This window comes from Acinetobacter colistiniresistens (assembly GCF_024582815.1).
Lineage (GTDB): Bacteria > Pseudomonadota > Gammaproteobacteria > Pseudomonadales > Moraxellaceae > Acinetobacter.
Genome location: NZ_CP102099.1, coordinates 214687 through 234927 on the forward strand (window position 1 = coordinate 214687; position 20241 = coordinate 234927).

Consider the following 20241-nt stretch of genomic DNA (forward strand, 5'->3'; position numbering starts at 1 on the left):
CAATTAGAAATGAACCGCTATTTTAGCAGACTCCAGCGATTGAATTGTTCTCGACTACAAAAACAAAAAGAGCATGTAAATACATGCTCTCAGGTTTAAACCAAGACTTTAGACTGTGGTTGAACTATGCGGCAACTGTTTGATTGCACCTGCAAAAGTAAGATAGTTAATCCCTTGAAACAAAATATCAATCGCAAGGAACATGCCCAACACCCAAAATGGTGAATCAGGCGATGATAAAATCAGAATACCGGTTAATAGAGTCAAGATCCCTGAAAACAGTACCCACCCCCAACCTGAAATCGGTCTCAGGATAAAGGCATTTACGGTACGAATAATTCCGGCAACAATTAAGGCAATGGCCAAGAAACTGGTGAGCACCACCGCAGTAATCACTGGTGTGGTAAAGGCAAAATAACCCGCGGCCAGATACAACACACCAAATAGCGCCCACAACCACCGTGTGCCCCCTTTAAACACCATAAATGCGGCCACAAAATGCAGAATACCACCCAACATCATCAATACACCAAACAACAAGACTGCTGATAATGTTGCAAATGGTAAGGCAGCTAAAAGAACCAAGCCGAAAATCACCAAGAGTACACCTAAGAACAGATACCATTTACGATCGGCATGCAGTTGGTTGCGAATCAGATCATTACCCACTGTTTTCATCATTATTTACTCTTTTATCATCAATGTTATATCTCTATATTGATCGTGTTTATCCGCAAGTTCTGTATAAGGCATGTTGAAAATTAATGACGGAATGTCAGAAAACAGATGTTTTATTTGATCTTTTTTCAGTTGAATGATTTTTTCAAAGATAGGGATAAGTCAAAACTTATCCACAATTTACTTGATCCAGCCGACTTCTTTTGCAGTCCGTGTACCAATAAGTGTTTGTTCTAAATCATCGGGCATTTTACTTTTATGTTCGGACAGCGCAATCCGTCCACCCATAATTTCAGCTTCGGTTTGCGGATAGAGCGGCTGTTTATCTGCCTGTGCATAGCCAATCGGGAAAATAGGCTCGCCATTGACTAAGTTATATTTGTCAGTCGCGCCAAAACCATGCAGTAACTCATGTACCAATACCACATTATTTTGTTGGGCCTGTTTGACTGAAGCAAATAAATTAACGGAACCGATCCGCCCACGTTCCAACGCAGTGGAATGCTTGAGTTCCCGGCTTTGCTTCGGATCATAGTAATTCAGATACAGGGTTAAACTTGGTGCACCATCAATCGATTGATGTTGTTTCCATGCATAGAATCTAAACTTTAAACTCCATAGAATATTATTCAGAATACTGGATTGCTCTGACATCTTCGGCGGTGCTTGATTTAACTCACGCCCAATTTCAATGATAAAATAGCTGCTCTGTCCGCGATATTGCTGACTATTTTTTTCCAGATATTGTTTCACCCCAACAAAATCATCTTGCTGTAAGTGCTGAATATACTGTTGCGTAGCGGCTGAACCATCGGCATTAATCGGATGCAGCAGAACACGAATCGGCTGATTCCAATCTTGATTCTGATCCCGATAGGCATTGATCGCAACAATCAACAGCACCACCAACAAGCAGGCAATTCGGATATTTTTCCACATGTTGCTTCCCCAATTTAAAAATCATTGTTGTTTTTCTTTCTTCAATAAAAAATGCCAGCAATCGCCAGCATTTTTTCAAACTTAAAGGGTTAAGCCTCTACCCATTTTCCATCCTGAAACACCAGACTCCACTTGGTTTGTTTACCTTCAGCGGTCTCTGAACCTACATATTGCGCTTGGTTCTTACGGCTGAATTTCACGACCGTTGGGTTGCCTTCAGGATCCACATCGGGTGCTTGCAACAAGAACTGATATTTCGGATCAAGTTGCTCTGCCACACTGCGTAGTTCAGCGACCTTCGGTGCACGTGTTTCACGAATTTTCGGGAATTTGCTTGCAGCCAAGAATAACCCTGCAGCACCATCACGTAACACAAAGAAATCATCATGTTTAGCAGAACGGAGATGTTCCATTTTGATTGGATCCACACGTGGCGGCGCAGGTTGCCCACTCTTCAATACTTTACGGGTATTGTCACAGCTTGAACAAGCGAAATATGGACCAAAACGCCCTGTCTTCAACTGCATTTCACCATCACATTTATCACATGGAATGGTTGGACCATCATAGCCCTTGATCTTGAATTCGCCTTCTTCAACTTCGTAGCCATCACAATCTGGGTTATTACCACAGACATGTAATTTACGACCACCATCAACCACATAGCTGTCCATTGCGGTACCGCACTTAGGACAACGATGTTTCGACATGAGGTCAGCCGTTTCAGCACCATCATCATCAGACAAAGCAGCCAAAGACTCGACTGGGGTTAAGTTGAGGGTGCCTTTACACCGTTCTTTCGGTGGCAAGTTATAACCTGAGCAACCCAAGAATACGCCTGTCGTACCGGTACGTACCTGCATTGGACGTGAACATTCAGGACACGGCACATCAGGCACTTCCACAGGCTGATTGCGACGCATGCCGCTTTCACCCTGTGCGTTGGTTAAACGATTTTTGAAATCACCGTAGAATGTATCCAACAGCTCTTTCCAGTTTCGCTCACCCATCGCAACGCGGTCGAGCTGACCTTCTAAATCCGCAGTAAATGCATAATTCATCAGGTTATTAAAACTTTCATCCAGACGATCAGTGACAATCTCGCCCATCTTCTCGGCAAAGAGACGACGGTTTTCCAATTTGACATAACCACGTTCTTGAATGGTCGAGATAATCGCCGCATAGGTTGACGGACGACCAATGCCTTTTTTCTCTAATTCTTTCACCAACGATGCTTCGGTAAAACGTGCAGGTGGCTTGGTAAAATGCTGACTTGGATCAAGTTTTTCCAGCTTAAGTACTTCACCCACTTTCACCGCAGGCAATAAAATATCATCATCGGACTTGTTGGCCCCGCGCACGCGAGTAAAACCATCAAATACCAAGGTACGGCCTTTGGCCTTTAATTCAACATTTGACGCTTCAACCGTTAAGGTTGAAGACAGATATTCAGCGGGTGTCATTTGACAAGCAACAAACTGACGCCAGATCAAATCATATAAACGCTGTGCATCGCGCTCTACGCCAGCCAGCTTGTCACCGGTTAAGCCAACATCAGATGGGCGAATGGCTTCATGGGCTTCTTGTGCCCCCGCCTTATTGCCGTAACGATTTGGCTTGGCTGGTAAGTATTTATCACCAAAGTTTTGCTGAATATGATTACGCACCATATTCACGGCGTCATCGCTCAAAAACGTTGAGTCGGTACGCATATAAGTAATAAAACCACCTTCATACAAACGCTGCGCCAACATCATGGTTTTCTTGACTGAGAAACCTAAGCGTGTACTGGCCGCTTGTTGTAAGGTTGAAGTGATATAGGGTGCACTTGGATTAACCTTGGTTGGTTTATCTTCGCGTAATGCAACTTTATATTCCGCATCTTTTAATACGTTCAATAACGCATCAGTTTCTGCTTTATTTTTTAGTTTAAGGGTTTTGCCCGCTTGCTTAACCGCTTCAAGGCGAATGTCATCTTTCTTGGAAATCGTGTCTGCAAACACTTGCCAGTATTCTTCAGGGATAAAGGCACGGATTTCACGTTCACGCTCGACCACCAGTTTCACTGCAACCGATTGCACACGACCTGCCGATAATCCACGAGCAATTTTTTCCCAGAGCAATGGCGAGACCATAAAACCCACTACACGATCAAGGAAACGGCGTGCTTGCTGTGCATTAACTCGGTTTAAATCGAGGCGTGTGGGCTGTTTAAACGCTTCCTGAATGGCATTTTTGGTAATTTCGTTAAACACCACACGGTGATAACGACTGTCATCGCCACCAATCACTTCTCTTAAATGCCAAGCAATGGCTTCCCCTTCTCTATCCAAATCCGTTGCGAGATAAATGGCATCGGCATCTTTGGCGAGTTTTTTGAGTTCAGCAACCACATGTTCTTTGCCTGGCAGTACTTCATAATGCGCAATCCAGTCATGCTCTGGATCAACCCCCATACGGTTGATGAGTGCAGACTGTGCTTTTTCAGCCTTCTGTTCATCGGTCAGTTTGGCGCGGGTTGCAGGCTTCTTTTCAGTGGATTTTGCCCCGCCTCCTGTAGGTAAGTCACGGACATGCCCTACAGATGACTTCACCACGAATTGTGAACCCAAATATTTATTAATTGTTTTCGCTTTTGCAGGCGACTCCACAATCACTAAGGCACGTTTCTTTGCAGCAGATGCGGAAGCTGCTGTGCTTTCTGAAGCAGAGCGTGGAGTTTTCGCCATAATAAATCGTTTTTCCTGTGTTCAATCAAATAATTAGCGTTGTGCTAGTTCATGTAAATAAGCTTTCATCGCTTCAAGCTGTGTGGCTTTTAAGTCAGTTTCTTCATCCCAATATAGCCCGACACAGTTTGCCTGCATATCAATAGCATAAACTCCTTTTAATGCAATGGTTAAATCATTAAATTTCTGATCACCTTGCACCACCTGAAGCTTGCCATCCACCACTCTTGCGCGCATTAAACTTAAACGAGCATCTGGAATCAATACACTATAATAGGCCACCATGCTGGCACGCTTTTCCGAGGCCATTGGGATCTTGGTCCATTCTGGCGCGGCAATTAAACGTGGATGCAACCCCATCTTGCGAGCTTGATCACGCATCATGCCCAATGCTTTTTCTCGTGGACTGACACGTAAGCCAAAAATTGAGCCAAGTACAAACAGTACAATCGCAACTGTGATCCAAATTCCAATATTACTCATAAGGCCGTCCAAAACTTCCTTTTATTAGCGTTACATAAGTTGAATCCAAAAGGCAAGTTTTCCTTACATGTAGCTATTCAGGACATTGGTTTAAAATTCAAACTTGAATATATCGCCATAATCTAACCTTATTATTCTAAAGTTTAAAATATTATTCATACCTTAAATACATAATAAATACATCACTTAATTTTGACTGTAAACCATTCATCAAAACAGTCACAGTTTGAATGGCTTAATAATGCGGTGGTTTATCACTCATTGGGTCAAACGGAGCAATACCTTCGGATAAATCTGAAGCCTCGACCCGTTGATAAAGTATCTGCATTTGTTTTTTCAAATCTGCAATCTCTTTGGCCTGAATCGCAAGTTGATCATTCAATTGTTCAACTAATTCATCCAAAAATGCAATTCGGACTTGCAAATCTTCAATGGGTGCGGAAAATGACGCGTGATCATCAAAATTTTGTGGTTTAGTCATTTCAGACCTCATCTGAACTTTTAGGAAACATTATGGCCTATATTACTTTAAGGGATGTCCATCTCGCATTCGGCGGACCTGCCTTACTCGACGGCGCGAACTTTAACCTGGAACGTGGCGAACGAGTCTGTTTAATTGGTCGTAATGGCGAAGGTAAGTCTACTTTATTAAAACTGATTGAGGGAAGCTTGTTACCCGATAACGGTGAAGTTTCGATTCAAAATGGTTTAACTGTTTCAATGTTAGCCCAAGACGTGCCAATGGACTCGGGCAAAGTTGCCGACATCGTTGCCGATGGTGCCGGTGAAGCTGCCATTGTGTTAAAAGAATACCATGAAGCAAGTGATGCCTGTGTCCTCGGTGATATGGATGCTTGCGACCGTATGGGCATGCTACAGCACAAACTGGATCAACTGGATGGTTGGGCATTAGAAAACAAGGTTAACTCCATTCTAAGTAAAATGGGACTTGATCCCAATGCCGATTTAGCCGATCTCTCAGGCGGTCGTAAACGCCGTGTACTGTTGGCGCGAGCCCTGCTCACGCAGCCAGATGTGTTGTTGCTGGACGAACCAACCAACCATTTGGACGTTGAAAGTATCGAATGGCTAGAAAAGTTCCTGCTCGATCAAAACAATCTCACGTTATTGTTTATTTCACATGACCGCTCATTTGTCGACAGTATTGCGACCCGCATTGTCGAACTTGATCGTGGTATTTTACGTGGCTACGAAGGGAACTATTCGCGCTATCTCGAACTGAAAGCGCAGCAAATGGAAGCTGAAGAAAAACAAAATGCTTTATTTGATAAAAAGTTAGCGGAAGAAGAGGCTTGGATTCGTCAAGGCATTAAAGCGCGTCGGACCCGTAATGAAGGTCGTGTCCGAGCCTTAAAAGACTTACGTGAGCAGTCTAAAGCCCGTCGTTCACAACAGGGCAAAGTCAGTATGGCAACGCAAGAAGCCAACCGCTCTGGTAAGTTGGTGTTCGAGATTGAAAACCTAAGTGTCGGTTACGACAACAAAGTTCTGATTCATGATTTCTCGGCAATCGTGTTACGTGGCGACCGTATCGGTCTGGTCGGTGACAACGGTGTCGGTAAAACCACCTTGATCAAAGCCATTTTAGGCGAGATTGAACACGGCGGGTCAGTGAAAACTGGTACGCAACTGGAAGTTGCCTATTTTGATCAGTTGCGTAATGCACTCGATCTGGAAAAAACCGTGATGGCCAACGTGTCTGAAGGTTCCGACTTTGTCGATGTGAATGGTAACCGTCGTCATATCTATAGTTATCTGCAAGACTTTTTATTCTCCCCAGAACGTGCCCGTACACCAGTTAAAGCCCTGTCTGGTGGTGAGAGAAACCGTATCCTGTTGGCAAAACTGTTACTCAAGCCATCAAACTTGATCGTCATGGATGAGCCAACCAATGACTTGGATATGGTGACACTTGAGTTGCTTGAAGAAATGTTGTCTGACTACAAAGGCACTTTGCTACTGATCTCGCATGACCGTGCCTTCATGGACAATGTCGTGACCTCAACTTGGGTGTTTGATGGTAAAGGTCAGATTGATGAATACATCGGTGGATATCAAGATTACTTGGAACAGCGCCCTGACCAAAAAGTGGTTGATCAAAAAAGTGATGTAAAAAAAGCACAAGCCAAAGCTGAAGCAGCGGCTGCCGCAGCAGCACCGAAAAAAGTGAAGCTCAGTTATAAAGATCAGCGTGAGCTTGAACAACTGCCTGCTGAAATTGAAAAACTGGAAACTGAACAAGCAGAGTTGTCAGCGAAACTGGCGGATGGTTCATGGTTTGTTTCGGATGCCAATGCCGCAACAGCAGCCAGCCAACGTTTAGCAGAAATTGAAGAGTTACTGTTGGAAAAGCTAGAGCGTTGGGACATTTTAGAAAATATGTCGAAAGGCAGCTAAGCAGAGTAAGCATTTACCCTTTCGAGGGTAAATGCTTATTTCCCATATATTCGATTTACTCTAAATTAAAATCATCTTTAATTTGTTGGTAAATATTCAAGTTTTCATCATCAAAACAAACAAAAATCACTTCTTGTACAAACTGGCTTTGACTTAATTCTTTACTGATTGTAGTTAAGGCAATTTCGGCAGCAAGTTGCTTAGGGAAACGATAGATTCCTGTTGAAATATTTGGAAAGGCAACATGCTCCAGTTCCAACTGCTCTGCCAATTTAAAGCAATTCCGATATGCATTTTCGAGCAATCTGGCTTCCTGATGTTGTCCATCTACCCATGTTGGTCCAACAGTATGAATCACATATTTTGCAGGTAAATTTCCAGCCGTCGTCACCACAGCTTCTCCAACAGCACAGCCCCCTTGCTTAGCACGAATCTTCTGACAATCAGCCAAAATTGCAGCTCCACCCTGCCGATGAATCGCCCCATCAACACCCCCACCGCCTAATAGTGAAGTATTCGCTGCATTGACAATCGCATCGACAACAATTTGAGTAATATCACCTTTTATAATATTGGTGCTTTTCAATCTTTTCTCCTTTTATTTTAGCTAAACAATTATAAAAACCAACTTCATTTAATATGACATTTAAAGTCGCCACCCACACTTCATGCTACACTGCTGCAAAATTCAACGTTATTCATTTTTCGCATTTATGAGTCAAAAACAGCCTTATACCCCTGGCGAATTTCAATGGGAATTTCTCTTACCCAAGTATTGGAAAATCTGGATCGCCATTACTTTTTTAATGCTATTGGCCGTCTTACCTTGGGCAATTCAGTGGCGCTTGGCTCATGGCTTGGCGGCTTTGTGTTGGCGCCTCCTTAAATCACGCCGTAAAACCACACTTCGGAATTTAGAACTCTGTTTCCCAGAGTGGTCTCCTGCGGAAGTTGAAGCACAAGCCAAACAGGTGTTTGTGGATATGATGCTGGGGGTATTTGAAACCCTGAATGCATGGTACTGTCCAAAGTGGTTTAAAGGTCGCCACAGTGTTGAAGGCTTAGAACATATCACCCATGCACAGGCGCAAGGCAAAGGCGTATTATTACTCGGTACACACAGTACTTTGCTCGATGCAGGCGGTTATATTTCAGCTCAATACTTTGAACCTGATGTCGTATACCGACCACAGAATAATCCGCTGTTAGATATGCTGATTTATCGTTGCCGCGCGACGATTTATCAACATCAGATTGACCACGATGACATGCGTGGCTTAATTCGTCGCCTCAAAGACGGCGGTGCAATCTGGTACAGCCCAGATCAGGATTTTGGTTTAAAACAAGGCGTGATGGCGCCCTTCTTTGGAGTGCCGGCAGCAACCGTAACGGCCCACCGCCGTTTGTTAAAAATATCAAAAGCCGTCGCAGTTCCCTTGTATTTTTACCGTTATGGCGATATTCGCAATCCGCAATATAAAGTGTTGATTGAGCCAATGGTGGAAAATATGCCAAGTGAAGATGAAGTGGATGATGCAGTTCGCGTCAATCAGATTATTGAAGCACAACTGCGCATCGCACCCACCCAATGGATGTGGTTCCACCGTCGTTTTAAAACCCGTGCCGAAGGTTACGACAAAATTTATTAATGCATTAATGCAAAAAGAGCCGCTTCATTCTTTAATGAAGCGGCTCTAGATTCAATCAAGAACAACAATTAATTCGGGAAAATCACACCGGTATTTAAATCAAAATAGGTTGGCGTGTTGCTATACACTGAACCTAATTTAACATTAATGAACCAGCCTAAATTGCCCTGATCTTGTAAACGATTTTGGACTTCACTTGGCAGATCCAGTTTATAAATCGCATCTGCTTTAAAAACTTTTGATTCAATGCTGGTTGTGCTTTCACTATCGCGTTCAAATAAATAGCCTTTAGTATTGAAGAACTGAATCGCATTGTCCTTATCAATTAGGTGATAACCTTCAGCAGCTTGTTGCTTCAGCAATACATCCAGCTTGGTTGGATTGTCATCATAAAATCCCGCATCGGACTTGGGCATTTCAAAATAACGATAACTATAGGTTCCATTATGAGCACTACTGTTGACACAGGTAGGTACATAGAATGTTCCTGTGGTCGTTCCATTATTGGTAAAAGTACTGCCTGCATAAATCAATTTACAACCTTGCGCTCCGAGTTCATTGAAGGCTGCCAAAATATTGGTGCGATTTGCATTACCACTCACAATAAAGCGATTATCATAACTATAGGTTACTGATTTTTTATCGTTTTTCACGAATAGATATTTATAATTATTGCTTGGATCTTCACCTAATGAAGACTTATAGGCAAAACCAGACTCGCCTTGCTTTTTAATTTCAGCCAACCAGAACAAATAAACATTGGCGACCACATTAGTTTTAACATCCGCAATTTTATAACTATAAGTATCGGTTGAAGCATTATTTTTTATATATAAATTCTTCGGCTCAGGGAAATCACTATTGGCTTTTTTCACATCCAAAGACGTAGCTGCCAAAGCAAAACCTTGACTCCCCTGCTCATTGGCTTGCGCCAAGAAGTTTGTCCACGCCGCTTGATTATCGAGTAGACGATAACTTGCGGTTGCCTTAGCCACCGTCGGTTTCAATAAGCTATAGCCTTCAACATTGGTACGGGTATAACACGTGACAACTGTAGATGGATCGACTGAATCCATATAGGTTTGAATATCTTTGATACTCGCTGTTTCACTCACAGCACACATGCCGTCACCTTTAAAGGCATAAGCTGAAGCAATCCCATTTGGTCGGTAGCGATCACTATATTTCACTCGGTTCGCTGTAGTTGTGCCACTGGTTTCAGTCGCAGCAATCTCCGTCAGTAATGCATCATCCGTAGCAACTGCATAATTTTTAACCACAGCCCCAGTACAGTCCTGTTTTTCGAACTGACGGGTTTCCGTGGTAAAGCGAACACTATTATCTGAAGCCTTATAGACCGTCAAATTTGAACGACGCCCTTCAAAACAAAAGCCTCCCAACCAAGATCCCACAAAACGATCCGCCACAACAGGCGTTGGAGTCGGTGTTGGGGTTGGCGTGGGAGGCGTTGGGGTCGGTGGTGTCGGCGTAGGTGGTGTTGGGGTTGGTGGCGTTGGAGTTGGGGTTGGGGTTGAATCCCGATCATTATCAGATCCACAACCAACTAAAAGTGCGCAAGTTACGCTAAGTGCAAGTTGAGTCCATATATTTTTCATTGCATCACCCTCTGTGTGATTTTTTCACATATTGTGTATGTGAAAATTTAACACTTTTATTCTTGAGTGCAAATATGTTTCTGCGTAAATTAATAACGAAAGGTCAAAATCATTTTGTATGGATGGTTCGAATGTATGGATGCTCAACAGAACTTAGCAAGACAATTCAGTGCTTTACCTGAAGCATGGCGTGCATGGTTAGAGGAGAATTTAGCGCGCGGTTGTGCTCCGATCGACTTAGTCAATATTTTGTTGCGTGAAGGTTTAATTGACCTGAATAAAGATTTCTCTGCTTCAACACAGGCTGAAGAGCAACATTACAGGGAACTTGAACAGGCCGCAGCAGCAAACCCAACCCAACTCAACAGTGTGTTTCCTCCTGAACAAAAGAAATGGCTGGCTCAGGCGGTACTCGATGGTTTAAGTAAAGCGGATATTTATCAAACTTTAAGCCAACAAGGACTGAGTGAAATTGATATTGCGCTGGAATGGGTGCAACTCAAGCAACATCCTTATTTTCAAATTGCTCAAGAACAACATTTTCTGCTCAAAAAACGCAATTGGCTCTTGGATACCCTCGATCGTTTTGCCCGTTTAAATCCTGACTATCAGCAGATTAAGCGAATTTCAAAACCTACCTTCTCAGAATTTATTCAAGATTATTACAGCCGTAACCTCCCTGTGATTTTGACCGATGCCATCCAACATTGGCCTGCTTTGCACAAATGGTCGCCCCAATATTTCAAACAAACTGTCGGTACACAAGAAGTCGAAGTCCAATTCAATCGGGAACAAGACCCTTTATTTGAACGAAATTCAACTCAACATAAAACCAAGATGCAGATGCATGACTTTGTCGATTTAGTCGAGCAGAGCCAACATTCCAATAATTTTTATATGACCGCAAACAATGCCAAGGCCAGCCACGCCAGTCTAGCAGCTTTGTTTCAGGATATTGATCATTTTCATGGCTATACTGACCATACTCAGGTCTATGATCGTAGCTTCATCTGGTTCGGGCCCAAAGGGACATTTACGCCTCTACATCATGACTTAACCAATAACGTTCTGGTGCAAATTTATGGGCGGAAAAAAGTTACCCTGATTCCAGCCTTACAAACACCGCATCTCTATAATGATGTGGCCGTATTTAGTAGAATTGCCGATCCTCATCAACCCAATTTAGTTGAAGCATTCCCTGATTTTATCCATAGCAATAAAATCGAATGCATCCTGAACGAAGGGGAATCCTTGTTCATTCCGCTGGGTTGGTGGCATTGTGTCGAAAGTCTAGATATTTCGATGAGTGTTTCTTTTACTCATTTTAATATCGATAATGGGGGCGCTGAATCGTTCCCATCTCCAAGCTGATGCTTAAAGTAATTTATGTCGAATCCATTGTTAAGGTGATTTAATGGTCAAACCCGCAGCCCCAGTCATAATAAACAATGAGCAACCTCTGCCGAATGCATCTGGCGTGATTCCACAAGATGCAGAAACCACATTGGAAAGCATTTTTCCAATGATGCAACATATTGCGCGTTGGCTGATTCATTCGGGGGTCGGTTATACTGATTTTGTTGCTGCACTGAAACCGATTTTTTATCAACAGGCATTGGCTGAGTTAGAACGCATCAAACAAAATAAAACCGATTCAGCGGTCAGTTTATTATCAGGGTTACATCGCAAAGATGTCAGTGCCTTTAGACAGCAAGCCAATCAAGCCAGCACTGAAGCCCCTAATTTTGCCATTAGTGTCCCTGCCCGTGTGATTGCACGCTGGATTGCCTTGGATCTTCCTCATCAAATTCCAATCTCTGGTGAGGAAAATAGCTTTGAGGCGTTGGTGAAACATATTTCTACTGAAAAACATCCTCGTTCAATTTTATTCGAATTACAACGCTTAGGTGTCGTTGAGCAAATTGATCAGCAAGTTGTATTACAACAAAATAGCTTTACTCCAGATAATCAGATGCAAGAAAGCAAAGCCCTCTTCTCTGCAAATCTCAGCGACCATTTGGCCGCAGGGGTTGATAACTTTATTAGTGAAAAACCTTTTACCCATCTCGAACAAGCCGTACATGCCGAAAAATTAACAGCAGCATCGGTTGAAGCACTTCGACAGTTGAGTATCCAACTTTGGCAAGACATGGCAAAACAACTCTTAAATGCGGCGATCCAGCATTGTGACCAAGACCAAGAAAAAGATGATGCGGATTATCAATTTCGCTTTGGTGTCTATCAGTACGATACTCAGATAACACTACAAGTGCCTTATATTTTTAAGGATAAATAACAATGAGAAGCTTATTGCTCGTTACGATTTCTTTCATTTCAGTGGTTGTGTTAACTGCGTGTGGAGAAAACTTTTCTGTTGCCAATGTCAGTCTGGGTGGGAGCGGTTCCGGTACACAAAAACCATTGCCCGGTGGAGGCAATGGTGGGGGTTCTAATCCTTCGACCGGCGACAAAGATGAAGCTTATGAATATGTGGTCACTGTTCCACAAGAAACCCAAAATACCTGTATGGGAATACAGCGCAATTTGCGACTGATCGATGCAGAGTCAAAACAACCTCTGCCTCTTGGTCATGTTCAGCCACTCAACATCACCCCACTACAAATCGAAATTAAAAACACCACACCGAATTATGTCTATCAATTGACTCCGCTCTGTCGTCCAATTGAATATCAAATTGATCAAACTACAATGTTTCATGGTCAAGCTCTACGGTGTGGCGCAGATCAAGACGAACTTCAAGTCTTGCGTCCATATGAAACACGTATATATGAGCTCGATCTTAACTTTGCACAAACCGAACTTCCCTTCACTGTAAAATATAATGCTTTTTATCAGACTGAATTGCCGAAGAATGATATCCCTTGGGAAAAATGTGATGTAGCCAAAATTACTGTTCCTATTCACAAACGCCGTATTTCAAAAGATATTGGAACAGAGCAACCTCCTATCACACTTCCTGAAGTGCCAAATGGTGAACACCCTGAAATACCGAAGGGAGAAAAACCCGAATAGAATATTGTCATATCACAAAATTAAAACCCGAGTTCTGCATCCTGCAAAACTCGGGTAAATGAGGTTGTGCTTTCACTTTATTTTTATTTTCCTGCGTCCATCGCATGCATCATATCCATGATGACTTTTCCATCTCAGCGTTGCTATCCTTAAACGGAAATCCATTCCTGCATCCTTGTGCTGATGTATTTAGAATAAACCTTTTAGGCATGTCCGACTATTCGTTACAGACTTAAATCTATGTACGAAATAACGTACATTAATTAGTTAAACTTTAAAATCAAGCCATTGCCCAAGTCCCTCTCGGATAACATCAGTTTTGCATGCGTTGCTTATGCGGTTGAGCTAAAGAATCGGTCACTGCTTTCTCTTCTTGTTCAGCCTTTTCAATCCCCTCCTGTATCGCTTCTTGCGCCTCTTGTTCATCCTCAACAGACTGCTCCAACGCCTGTTGTTGTTGCTCAAACACCCGCCCTGTTTGTAAGACCACATATACGGGGAAATGATCTGAACCAATATGAGCGACGCGTTTCATTTCCACCAACCCAAAATCAGTGCTATGAAAGATATGATCCAGCGACCATCTCAATAACGGATAATCTGCATGAAAGGTATTTATAAAATAACGCCCGACGCGTGGATCAAGCAAACCACTGATGCGCTGAAATAAACGGGTTGTTCTGGACCACGCCACATCATTTAAATCTCCCATCACAATACAGCTCTGATCAATATCTTTGATCTGATCCCCTACAATCAGCAACTCGGCATCTCTTAAAGTTGAGTCTTTGGCTTCTGTTGGACTCGGTGGTTTGGGATGTAAACAATACAACTGCACTTGTACGCCAGAAGGCAATGTCACCGTGGTATGAATTGATGGAATTTCATCACTCAGAATAAATTTAACTTCCGTATCATTTAAGGGCAAACGACTATACAGGTGCATGCCATATAGATTTTCTAAAGGTACAGGGACACGGAAGGGATAATCAGCTTCAATTGGACTAAGGGCTTGCTGCCACGCTGCATTCGATTCAAGCGTCAGTACCAAATCGGGTTTCAAGCGATTAATCTGCTCAATCAAAAGATGGTATTGATGGTTTGGGGTTAACACATTCGCCACCAGTAAAGAAATTTGTTGCTCAGGATTGAGTTGTGCCTTTTTGACTTTCTTCACCTGTTTGCGCCATAACGGTGTATAAGGCAATACCATTTTGAGTTGATAGGCAATTGCCGCCACCAAGCCTATAAACAGCAACTCGGTACTTAAAGTCCAATTGGGGAGTACAAATAACATCAGAAAAAATACGATGATCCCCAATGCCAATATTTGTAATCTAGGAAAATCTGCTCCTCGAATCCACCATTCATCTCGGGGAATCAAGGACCAAAATGAAAGCCATATCACCAGCACCGCACCAATCTGAATCCCGATCATGTTGTTTTTTCTCTTTGGGGTAGCATACATTTACAATAAAGTTTTCGCTTTATCAATTTTCTATCTAATATAAACAAGTTATTTCACTCAATAAACGCACTGTTTTATTTCAGTAAAGCTTGCAGTTGTGGGCACTTTTGATACACTCAAACCCCTTTTAATTTTTTTACATACCGAGGCACAATGACATGAAAGTAGGTCTGGTCGGTTGGCGTGGGATGGTGGGTTCTGTCCTGATGCAACGTATGGTTGAAGAGAATGATTTTGCTCATATTGAGCCATTCTATTTCTCTACCAGTAATGCAGGTGGTGAAGCACCTTCATTTGGTGGTAAGACTGCCCCAGCACTTATGGATGCAACGGACATTAACAGTCTGAAGCAAATGGATGTCATTTTAACCTGCCAAGGTGGTGATTATACCTCTGAAGTTTTTCCAAAGCTGAAAGCTGAGGGTTGGAATGGTTACTGGATTGATGCAGCATCAACACTGCGTATGGCAGATGATGCGATTATCGTTCTTGATCCAGTCAACTTAAACGTGATCAAAGATGGTTTAGTCAATGGCACTAAAACTTTCGTGGGCGGTAACTGTACCGTTTCATTGATGTTGATGGGCTTAGGTTCACTGTTCCAAAATAATTTAGTGGAATGGGCAACCTCAATGACCTATCAGGCTGCATCGGGTGCAGGTGCGCAAAACATGCGTGAACTGATCACAGGTATGGGCTATTTGTATAACAATACTAAAGAATTATTGGATGATCCTAAATCTGCAATTCTTGATATTGACCGTCAAATCGCAGATTTGCAACGTGGCGAAGGCTTCCCTAAAGCTAACTTTGGCGTGCCACTGGCAGGCTCATTGATCCCTTATATCGACAAACAACTCGAAAGCGGTCAATCGAAAGAAGAATGGAAAGGTCAGGTTGAAACCAACAAGATCTTAGGCAACCAGCAGATCGTTCCGATTGACGGTCACTGTGTTCGTATCGGTGCAATGCGTTGCCACTCTCAAGCGATTACCTTGAAATTGAAAAAAGATGTTGCGCTTGATGAAATCGAAGACATGATTCGTCATTCAAGCCAATGGGCAAAAGTGGTTCCAAATACCCGTGAAGCATCAATGACTGATCTGACTCCTGTTGCCGTTACCGGTACTTTAACTGTTCCTGTCGGTCGTTTACGCAAACTCAATATGGGTAAAGAGTATCTTGGTGCATTTACAGTCGGTGACCAACTGCTTTGGGGTGCTGCTGAGCCATTGCGTCGTATGCTTCGTATTCTGGTGGAATACAAGAACGCTTAAGCAAAAATTGCTAAAAATCAAAAGCCGATCACATTTGATCGGCTTTTTTCATGTGATGAAAGATGAATAATTTACAATTCATTTACATCACGGTAATGTATACTTTTTCCAGACCATAACATCACTTTTTCATGGATCGAGATGACTGTTTATAACAAATTAAAAATTGCCATTTTAGCCATACTTTCATCGCAACATCTTTATGCAATTACACTTGATCCATTACAAATCCAGTCTGCACCTGGTGAATTACTGTATGCGGAAATGGGCTTTCACCAAGCCGATAACAACTCGAAATTAGAGGTGAGTCTAGCAACCCCAGAAGATTTACTGATGCTTGGTGCTGCACATCAGCCACCATCTAGTCTTAATTTTTTTACCCGTCGAAATAATCAGGGTGAAGGTGTGATTGTGATCACCTCTTCACGCCCCATGACGGATACCGAACTGAATATTATTGTAAAAATTCAAGAAGGCGGCGCATCTCATTTAAAACATATCCGCCAGCCGATGCGTCAAATTGCAAAAGCACCCTTAGCCAAAAATACCAATGAAAAATCACTGACGCCTCAATTTATTGTCAGTGAAAAAGACATCGCCTTAAATCTACCGGAAAGTACCCGCTTTAATGTCGCAAATGCAGGTCCCCAAGAAGTCAATAAAAAACAAGAAACACTTTTAAATGCCCCATTTGCACTCCCCCCTGTATTAGAAACATCAAAATCTTCTGCATCGGTACCTGAAGTGAGTGCTGTTTCAATTGCCGCACCTGTTCAAGTCCAAACAACCGCACATTCTGCAGCTGTACCACAGCCAGCAATGCCAGCCCCAGACAAAGTAAAACAGCAACCAGAAGCAGCCCCTCTCAAGCAAGAAACCGCTCAGACTGCGAATGCTGCAACCCACAGCAAACCCAATACGGCATTGGATGAAGAACTGAAAGCAGCTCCAATCAAGCCAACGGAAACCAAAGAAAAAAATAAAATAGCAGATCAGGTCAAAGAAACGGCCAAAACGGTCAAAAAGAAGACTCCTGCAACCCCAGCACCAGACACTGAAAAAAATCAACAACATGTGGTGCAGCGCAATGAATCGTTATGGAGTATTGCTCAACGTATTGCGGGACAAACGCAGCAGCCTGTTGCTCAGGTGATGAACCAAATCAAACTACAAAATGAGCATGCCTTTATTGGTGGCAATGCCAACCGACTCAGACAAGGTTCTCATTTAAACTTTAATCTTAGCGCAACATCTGCTCAGCAAAATAAAAACAGCAATCAAATTGCAGCACAAACACAGCGTCCTGTCACAGGAAAAGCCAAATATCGTTTGCAACAGGCAGAAATGTCATTGGTTGCAGAAAGTAATCAAGATGCGAGTACTGGAAGTGCCAAAAAAGACACATTACAGCAAAAAACCAGTGCTGACTTATCATTAAAAGTTATGACAGCACGGGAAAAAACCGTTACATTACAAAGAAACGTAACACAGTTAGAATCGGCACTACGTCAGAAGGAACAACGTATTCAGCTGTTAAATGCCCGGCTTGCCGAGTTACAAGATCAGTTGAAAGCGCAGCAACAAACTAAAAAGCCAACACACTAGGTTACGAGAAGATTCTCATAAATTTGCTTAAAAGCGGCTCTATCTTTAAGGGGTATAGATCATGTCAACGATAATTATTGTACTGCTGGTCATTGTACTGGTCGTTGCGATCGTTTTAAAAAAACGTGAAAGCAGTCAAGCCAATGCAACACCGAAAAAAGGTGCGACGAAAGCCACTAAAAAAACCGCAACAAAAACGGCTTCACGCACCACGCTGGTTCGTGAGGAGCAAGAACTTGCCCCTCAAGTCACAACTGCAATTTCTGAAAGCCTACGCCAACAACTTGAACAGCAAATTCAAAGTGGTCATTTTCAGTCTGCCGAAGCACAAATCAATCAGGCTTTAAAACAAGATAACTCTCAGCATGAGCTCTATCTGTTTTTATTGGATATCCATTTAAAGCAAAAAGATGATCTAGCAATCGATCAGTTGATCAAGCACATTCATGCCTTAAAACTAGAAGATATTGCACAAGCGGCTGAAACAAAACATCGAGAATACGAACAGAATAAACAGCCCGATTCACTCGAATTTAATTTAGCTTCACATAGCTTTCAACAAACACCTGCTTCAGAACCGCAGGCCCAGAGTAAGGTCGCTGACTTCGATGCTTTAGTGCAAACACCCGCAACACAATCATTTGACAACTTACAGTCAGAATATGTTGCTCCCGCAATCGAAGAACCCAAGCCAGCCGAGCCTGTGCCAGAAGTTCAACCACTGGACTTTAATTTTTCCTTCGAGCAGAAAACAGCTGTTGAGCCTGCGCCTACGCCTCCTGCTGAAACACCTGAAAGTAAAGCACAGCAACCACTTGAGTTTTCTTTTAACTTAGAGCCAACATCGCCCAATACGGAAGAAGCGAAAGTTGAGGAAGCAAAACCTGAACTGGATTTTAACTTTGCCAATTTAGAGCTGGCATCACAACACACTGCAGAAAAAGCACCTGTTGAAGAAGCTGCGCCAAGTTTAGATTTTAATTTTGAACCTGCCCTAGAAAAAACTGAACAACCCGCGCCACTTGAAACAACAGAATTTTCATTTGACCTTGCAGAACCTGCCAAAGTTGAAACACAACCCGAGGTTATCGCTGCTGTTACTGCACCTAGACCTGCCACTACGGTTCATGACCCATTGGCACAGTCATTCCCTGATCTGCAACAGCTTGATGAAGCACAGCTGAATTTAGAACTTGCAGCGCAGTATATTGAACTGGGTGCTTATGACTCTGCCCGAGAATTATTAAAAAACACACCGTCGTTGAATTCAGCGCAACAACAACAGGCAGAAAATTTACTGAATAAAATAGCTTCCTGAATTTGATCAGTCTAATATAAGCAGTCTCTCAGACTGCTTTTTTTATGATGAAAACAATCGCTTTAATTTATATGGGTGGGACGTTTGGTTGTATTGGTGAACCGCTGATGCCAATGCCTGAACACGATTTTTTGCCTTTATTAAGTAAGGTGATTCCGCCTCATTTACAAGTCGAATGTTTTGCTGCACCGAGCATTCAAGACAGTAGTGCCTGCACAGCAACAGATTGGTTAAAACTGGTACAACAAATTCAACAATTACAGCTGCAAGGTTTCCATCATTTTGTGATTATTCATGGAACCGACACCTTAAGTTATGCCGCAGCGACCTTGGCACGTTTCCTTGGACACTCTTGCCATGCCATTATTACAGGTAGCCAATATCCCTTATTGAATATTGAAGGCAATGATACCCGCGAATTCACCGACGCCATTGGCAACCTTTATCTCGCATTGGAACAGGTCCTTGCCTTGCCAACGGGCGTTTATCTCGCCTTCCATGAGCAGGTCTTTCATGCACAAACGACGTTAAAAGCCCACACCACTGAATTAGATGCCTTCGTTGGCGTTAAAGCAGAGCAAAGCTGTGATATCGCAGCTGATTCTTTTATTGTCCAAAATGAACACATTGAGCAAGCCGCTCGACTCAGCATCCTGAATCTGATGTTGCAGCCAATCGCAAAAGAACAGCTCATTTTACAGTTAAACAATCTTTTACTTGCCCCACCCAACTTTCTCGTCTTACAGGGTTTTGGTACCGGGAATATTGCCGTAAATGACGAAATACTCGAATTATTCGAGGCATGCTATCAAAAACAGTGTCTGCCAATCATCAGTACGCAAGTCACTTTTGGACAACTTGATCAACGCTATGCCGTGAGCTCATGGATTCAATCTGCTAAAGTTTTGGTCAATGATAGTCATAGTCATGCTGATTTGTATGCAAAAGCCTTGCAAATGTATTTAAAATACCCGACCCATGAACAATGGTTCGAACATTGGCATCAACACTAATTTTTGAGGTTAAAA

At 42.7% G+C, this 20241-nt stretch carries 17 protein-coding genes and 1 tRNA gene; 10 read left to right on the forward strand and 8 right to left on the reverse strand.

Annotated features, from left to right (window positions below):
* Nucleotides 1–108: 108 nt before the first annotated feature.
* From NQU59_RS01030 to NQU59_RS01050, 5 genes are all read right to left on the reverse strand, one after another.
* Nucleotides 109–681 (reverse strand): HdeD family acid-resistance protein, encoded by a 573-nt coding sequence (locus tag NQU59_RS01030; RefSeq protein ID WP_005239869.1) that lies wholly within the window; start codon nt 679–681, stop codon nt 109–111.
* A gap of 177 nt (nt 682–858) precedes the next feature.
* Nucleotides 859–1617: a hypothetical protein gene (locus tag NQU59_RS01035; protein ID WP_257064601.1), complete on the reverse strand. Its 759-nt coding sequence runs from the start codon at nt 1615–1617 to the stop codon at nt 859–861.
* A gap of 89 nt (nt 1618–1706) precedes the next feature.
* Nucleotides 1707–4346, reverse strand: coding sequence for a type I DNA topoisomerase (gene topA, locus NQU59_RS01040; RefSeq protein ID WP_005239880.1), 2640 nt, complete (start codon nt 4344–4346; stop codon nt 1707–1709).
* A gap of 33 nt (nt 4347–4379) precedes the next feature.
* A complete protein-coding gene (locus NQU59_RS01045) occupies nt 4380–4829 on the reverse strand; it encodes a hypothetical protein (protein ID WP_005278815.1) in 450 nt (149 codons plus the stop codon).
* 235 nt (nt 4830–5064) lie between these two features.
* Nucleotides 5065–5310, reverse strand: a complete 246-nt coding sequence (locus NQU59_RS01050; protein ID WP_005239882.1) for a SlyX family protein — start codon at nt 5308–5310, stop codon at nt 5065–5067.
* Between the two features lie 32 nt (nt 5311–5342).
* On the opposite strand from NQU59_RS01050, the gene NQU59_RS01055 reads away from it, so the two are divergent.
* Complete coding sequence (locus tag NQU59_RS01055) at nt 5343–7247, forward strand: ATP-binding cassette domain-containing protein (RefSeq protein ID WP_257064603.1); 1905 nt, start codon at nt 5343–5345, stop codon at nt 7245–7247.
* 55 nt (nt 7248–7302) lie between these two features.
* Here NQU59_RS01055 and NQU59_RS01060 read toward each other — a convergent pair whose 3' ends face one another.
* Nucleotides 7303–7833, reverse strand: coding sequence for an O-acetyl-ADP-ribose deacetylase (locus NQU59_RS01060; protein ID WP_257064604.1), 531 nt, complete (start codon nt 7831–7833; stop codon nt 7303–7305).
* A 127-nt stretch (nt 7834–7960) separates the two neighbouring features.
* Between NQU59_RS01060 and NQU59_RS01065 the strand changes: the two genes are divergently transcribed.
* Nucleotides 7961–8896, forward strand: coding sequence for an LpxL/LpxP family acyltransferase (locus NQU59_RS01065; protein WP_096911269.1), 936 nt, complete (start codon nt 7961–7963; stop codon nt 8894–8896).
* 68 nt (nt 8897–8964) lie between these two features.
* Here the strand turns inward: NQU59_RS01065 and NQU59_RS01070 are convergent, their stop codons facing one another.
* The gene (locus NQU59_RS01070) at nt 8965–10512 is read right to left on the reverse strand and encodes a PT dipeptide repeat lipoprotein (protein WP_257064605.1); all 1548 of its coding nucleotides are present in this window, start codon (nt 10510–10512) and stop codon (nt 8965–8967) included.
* 135 nt (nt 10513–10647) lie between these two features.
* Here NQU59_RS01070 and NQU59_RS01075 point away from each other — a divergent pair, with 135 nt between their 5' ends.
* From NQU59_RS01075 to NQU59_RS01090, 4 genes are all read left to right on the forward strand, one after another.
* A complete protein-coding gene (locus NQU59_RS01075; RefSeq protein WP_257064606.1) occupies nt 10648–11883 on the forward strand; it encodes a cupin-like domain-containing protein in 1236 nt (411 codons plus the stop codon).
* A 43-nt stretch (nt 11884–11926) separates the two neighbouring features.
* Nucleotides 11927–12808, forward strand: coding sequence for a DUF6502 family protein (locus NQU59_RS01080; protein ID WP_257064608.1), 882 nt, complete (start codon nt 11927–11929; stop codon nt 12806–12808).
* A gap of 86 nt (nt 12809–12894) precedes the next feature.
* Nucleotides 12895–12979: transfer RNA gene (locus tag NQU59_RS01085), tRNA-His, on the forward strand.
* A 23-nt stretch (nt 12980–13002) separates the two neighbouring features.
* Complete coding sequence (locus tag NQU59_RS01090; RefSeq protein WP_257064610.1) at nt 13003–13545, forward strand: hypothetical protein; 543 nt, start codon at nt 13003–13005, stop codon at nt 13543–13545.
* A 313-nt stretch (nt 13546–13858) separates the two neighbouring features.
* Here the strand turns inward: NQU59_RS01090 and NQU59_RS01095 are convergent, their stop codons facing one another.
* A complete protein-coding gene (locus NQU59_RS01095) occupies nt 13859–14983 on the reverse strand; it encodes an endonuclease/exonuclease/phosphatase family protein (RefSeq protein ID WP_096911257.1) in 1125 nt (374 codons plus the stop codon).
* A gap of 188 nt (nt 14984–15171) precedes the next feature.
* On the opposite strand from NQU59_RS01095, the gene asd reads away from it, so the two are divergent.
* The 4 genes from asd to NQU59_RS01115 all read left to right on the forward strand — a co-directional run bounded on the left by asd (nt 15172) and on the right by NQU59_RS01115 (nt 20226).
* Nucleotides 15172–16290: an aspartate-semialdehyde dehydrogenase gene (asd, locus tag NQU59_RS01100; protein ID WP_005239899.1), complete on the forward strand. Its 1119-nt coding sequence runs from the start codon at nt 15172–15174 to the stop codon at nt 16288–16290.
* A 141-nt stretch (nt 16291–16431) separates the two neighbouring features.
* On the forward strand, nt 16432–17895 hold the full coding sequence (locus NQU59_RS01105) for a FimV/HubP-related protein (protein ID WP_257064613.1): 1464 nt from the start codon (nt 16432–16434) through the stop codon (nt 17893–17895).
* Nucleotides 17896–17956: 61 nt separating this feature from the next.
* Complete coding sequence (locus NQU59_RS01110) at nt 17957–19213, forward strand: FimV domain-containing protein (RefSeq protein WP_257064614.1); 1257 nt, start codon at nt 17957–17959, stop codon at nt 19211–19213.
* A 44-nt stretch (nt 19214–19257) separates the two neighbouring features.
* On the forward strand, nt 19258–20226 hold the full coding sequence (locus NQU59_RS01115) for an asparaginase domain-containing protein (protein ID WP_257064616.1): 969 nt from the start codon (nt 19258–19260) through the stop codon (nt 20224–20226).
* The last annotated feature ends 15 nt before the right edge of the window (nt 20227–20241 follow it).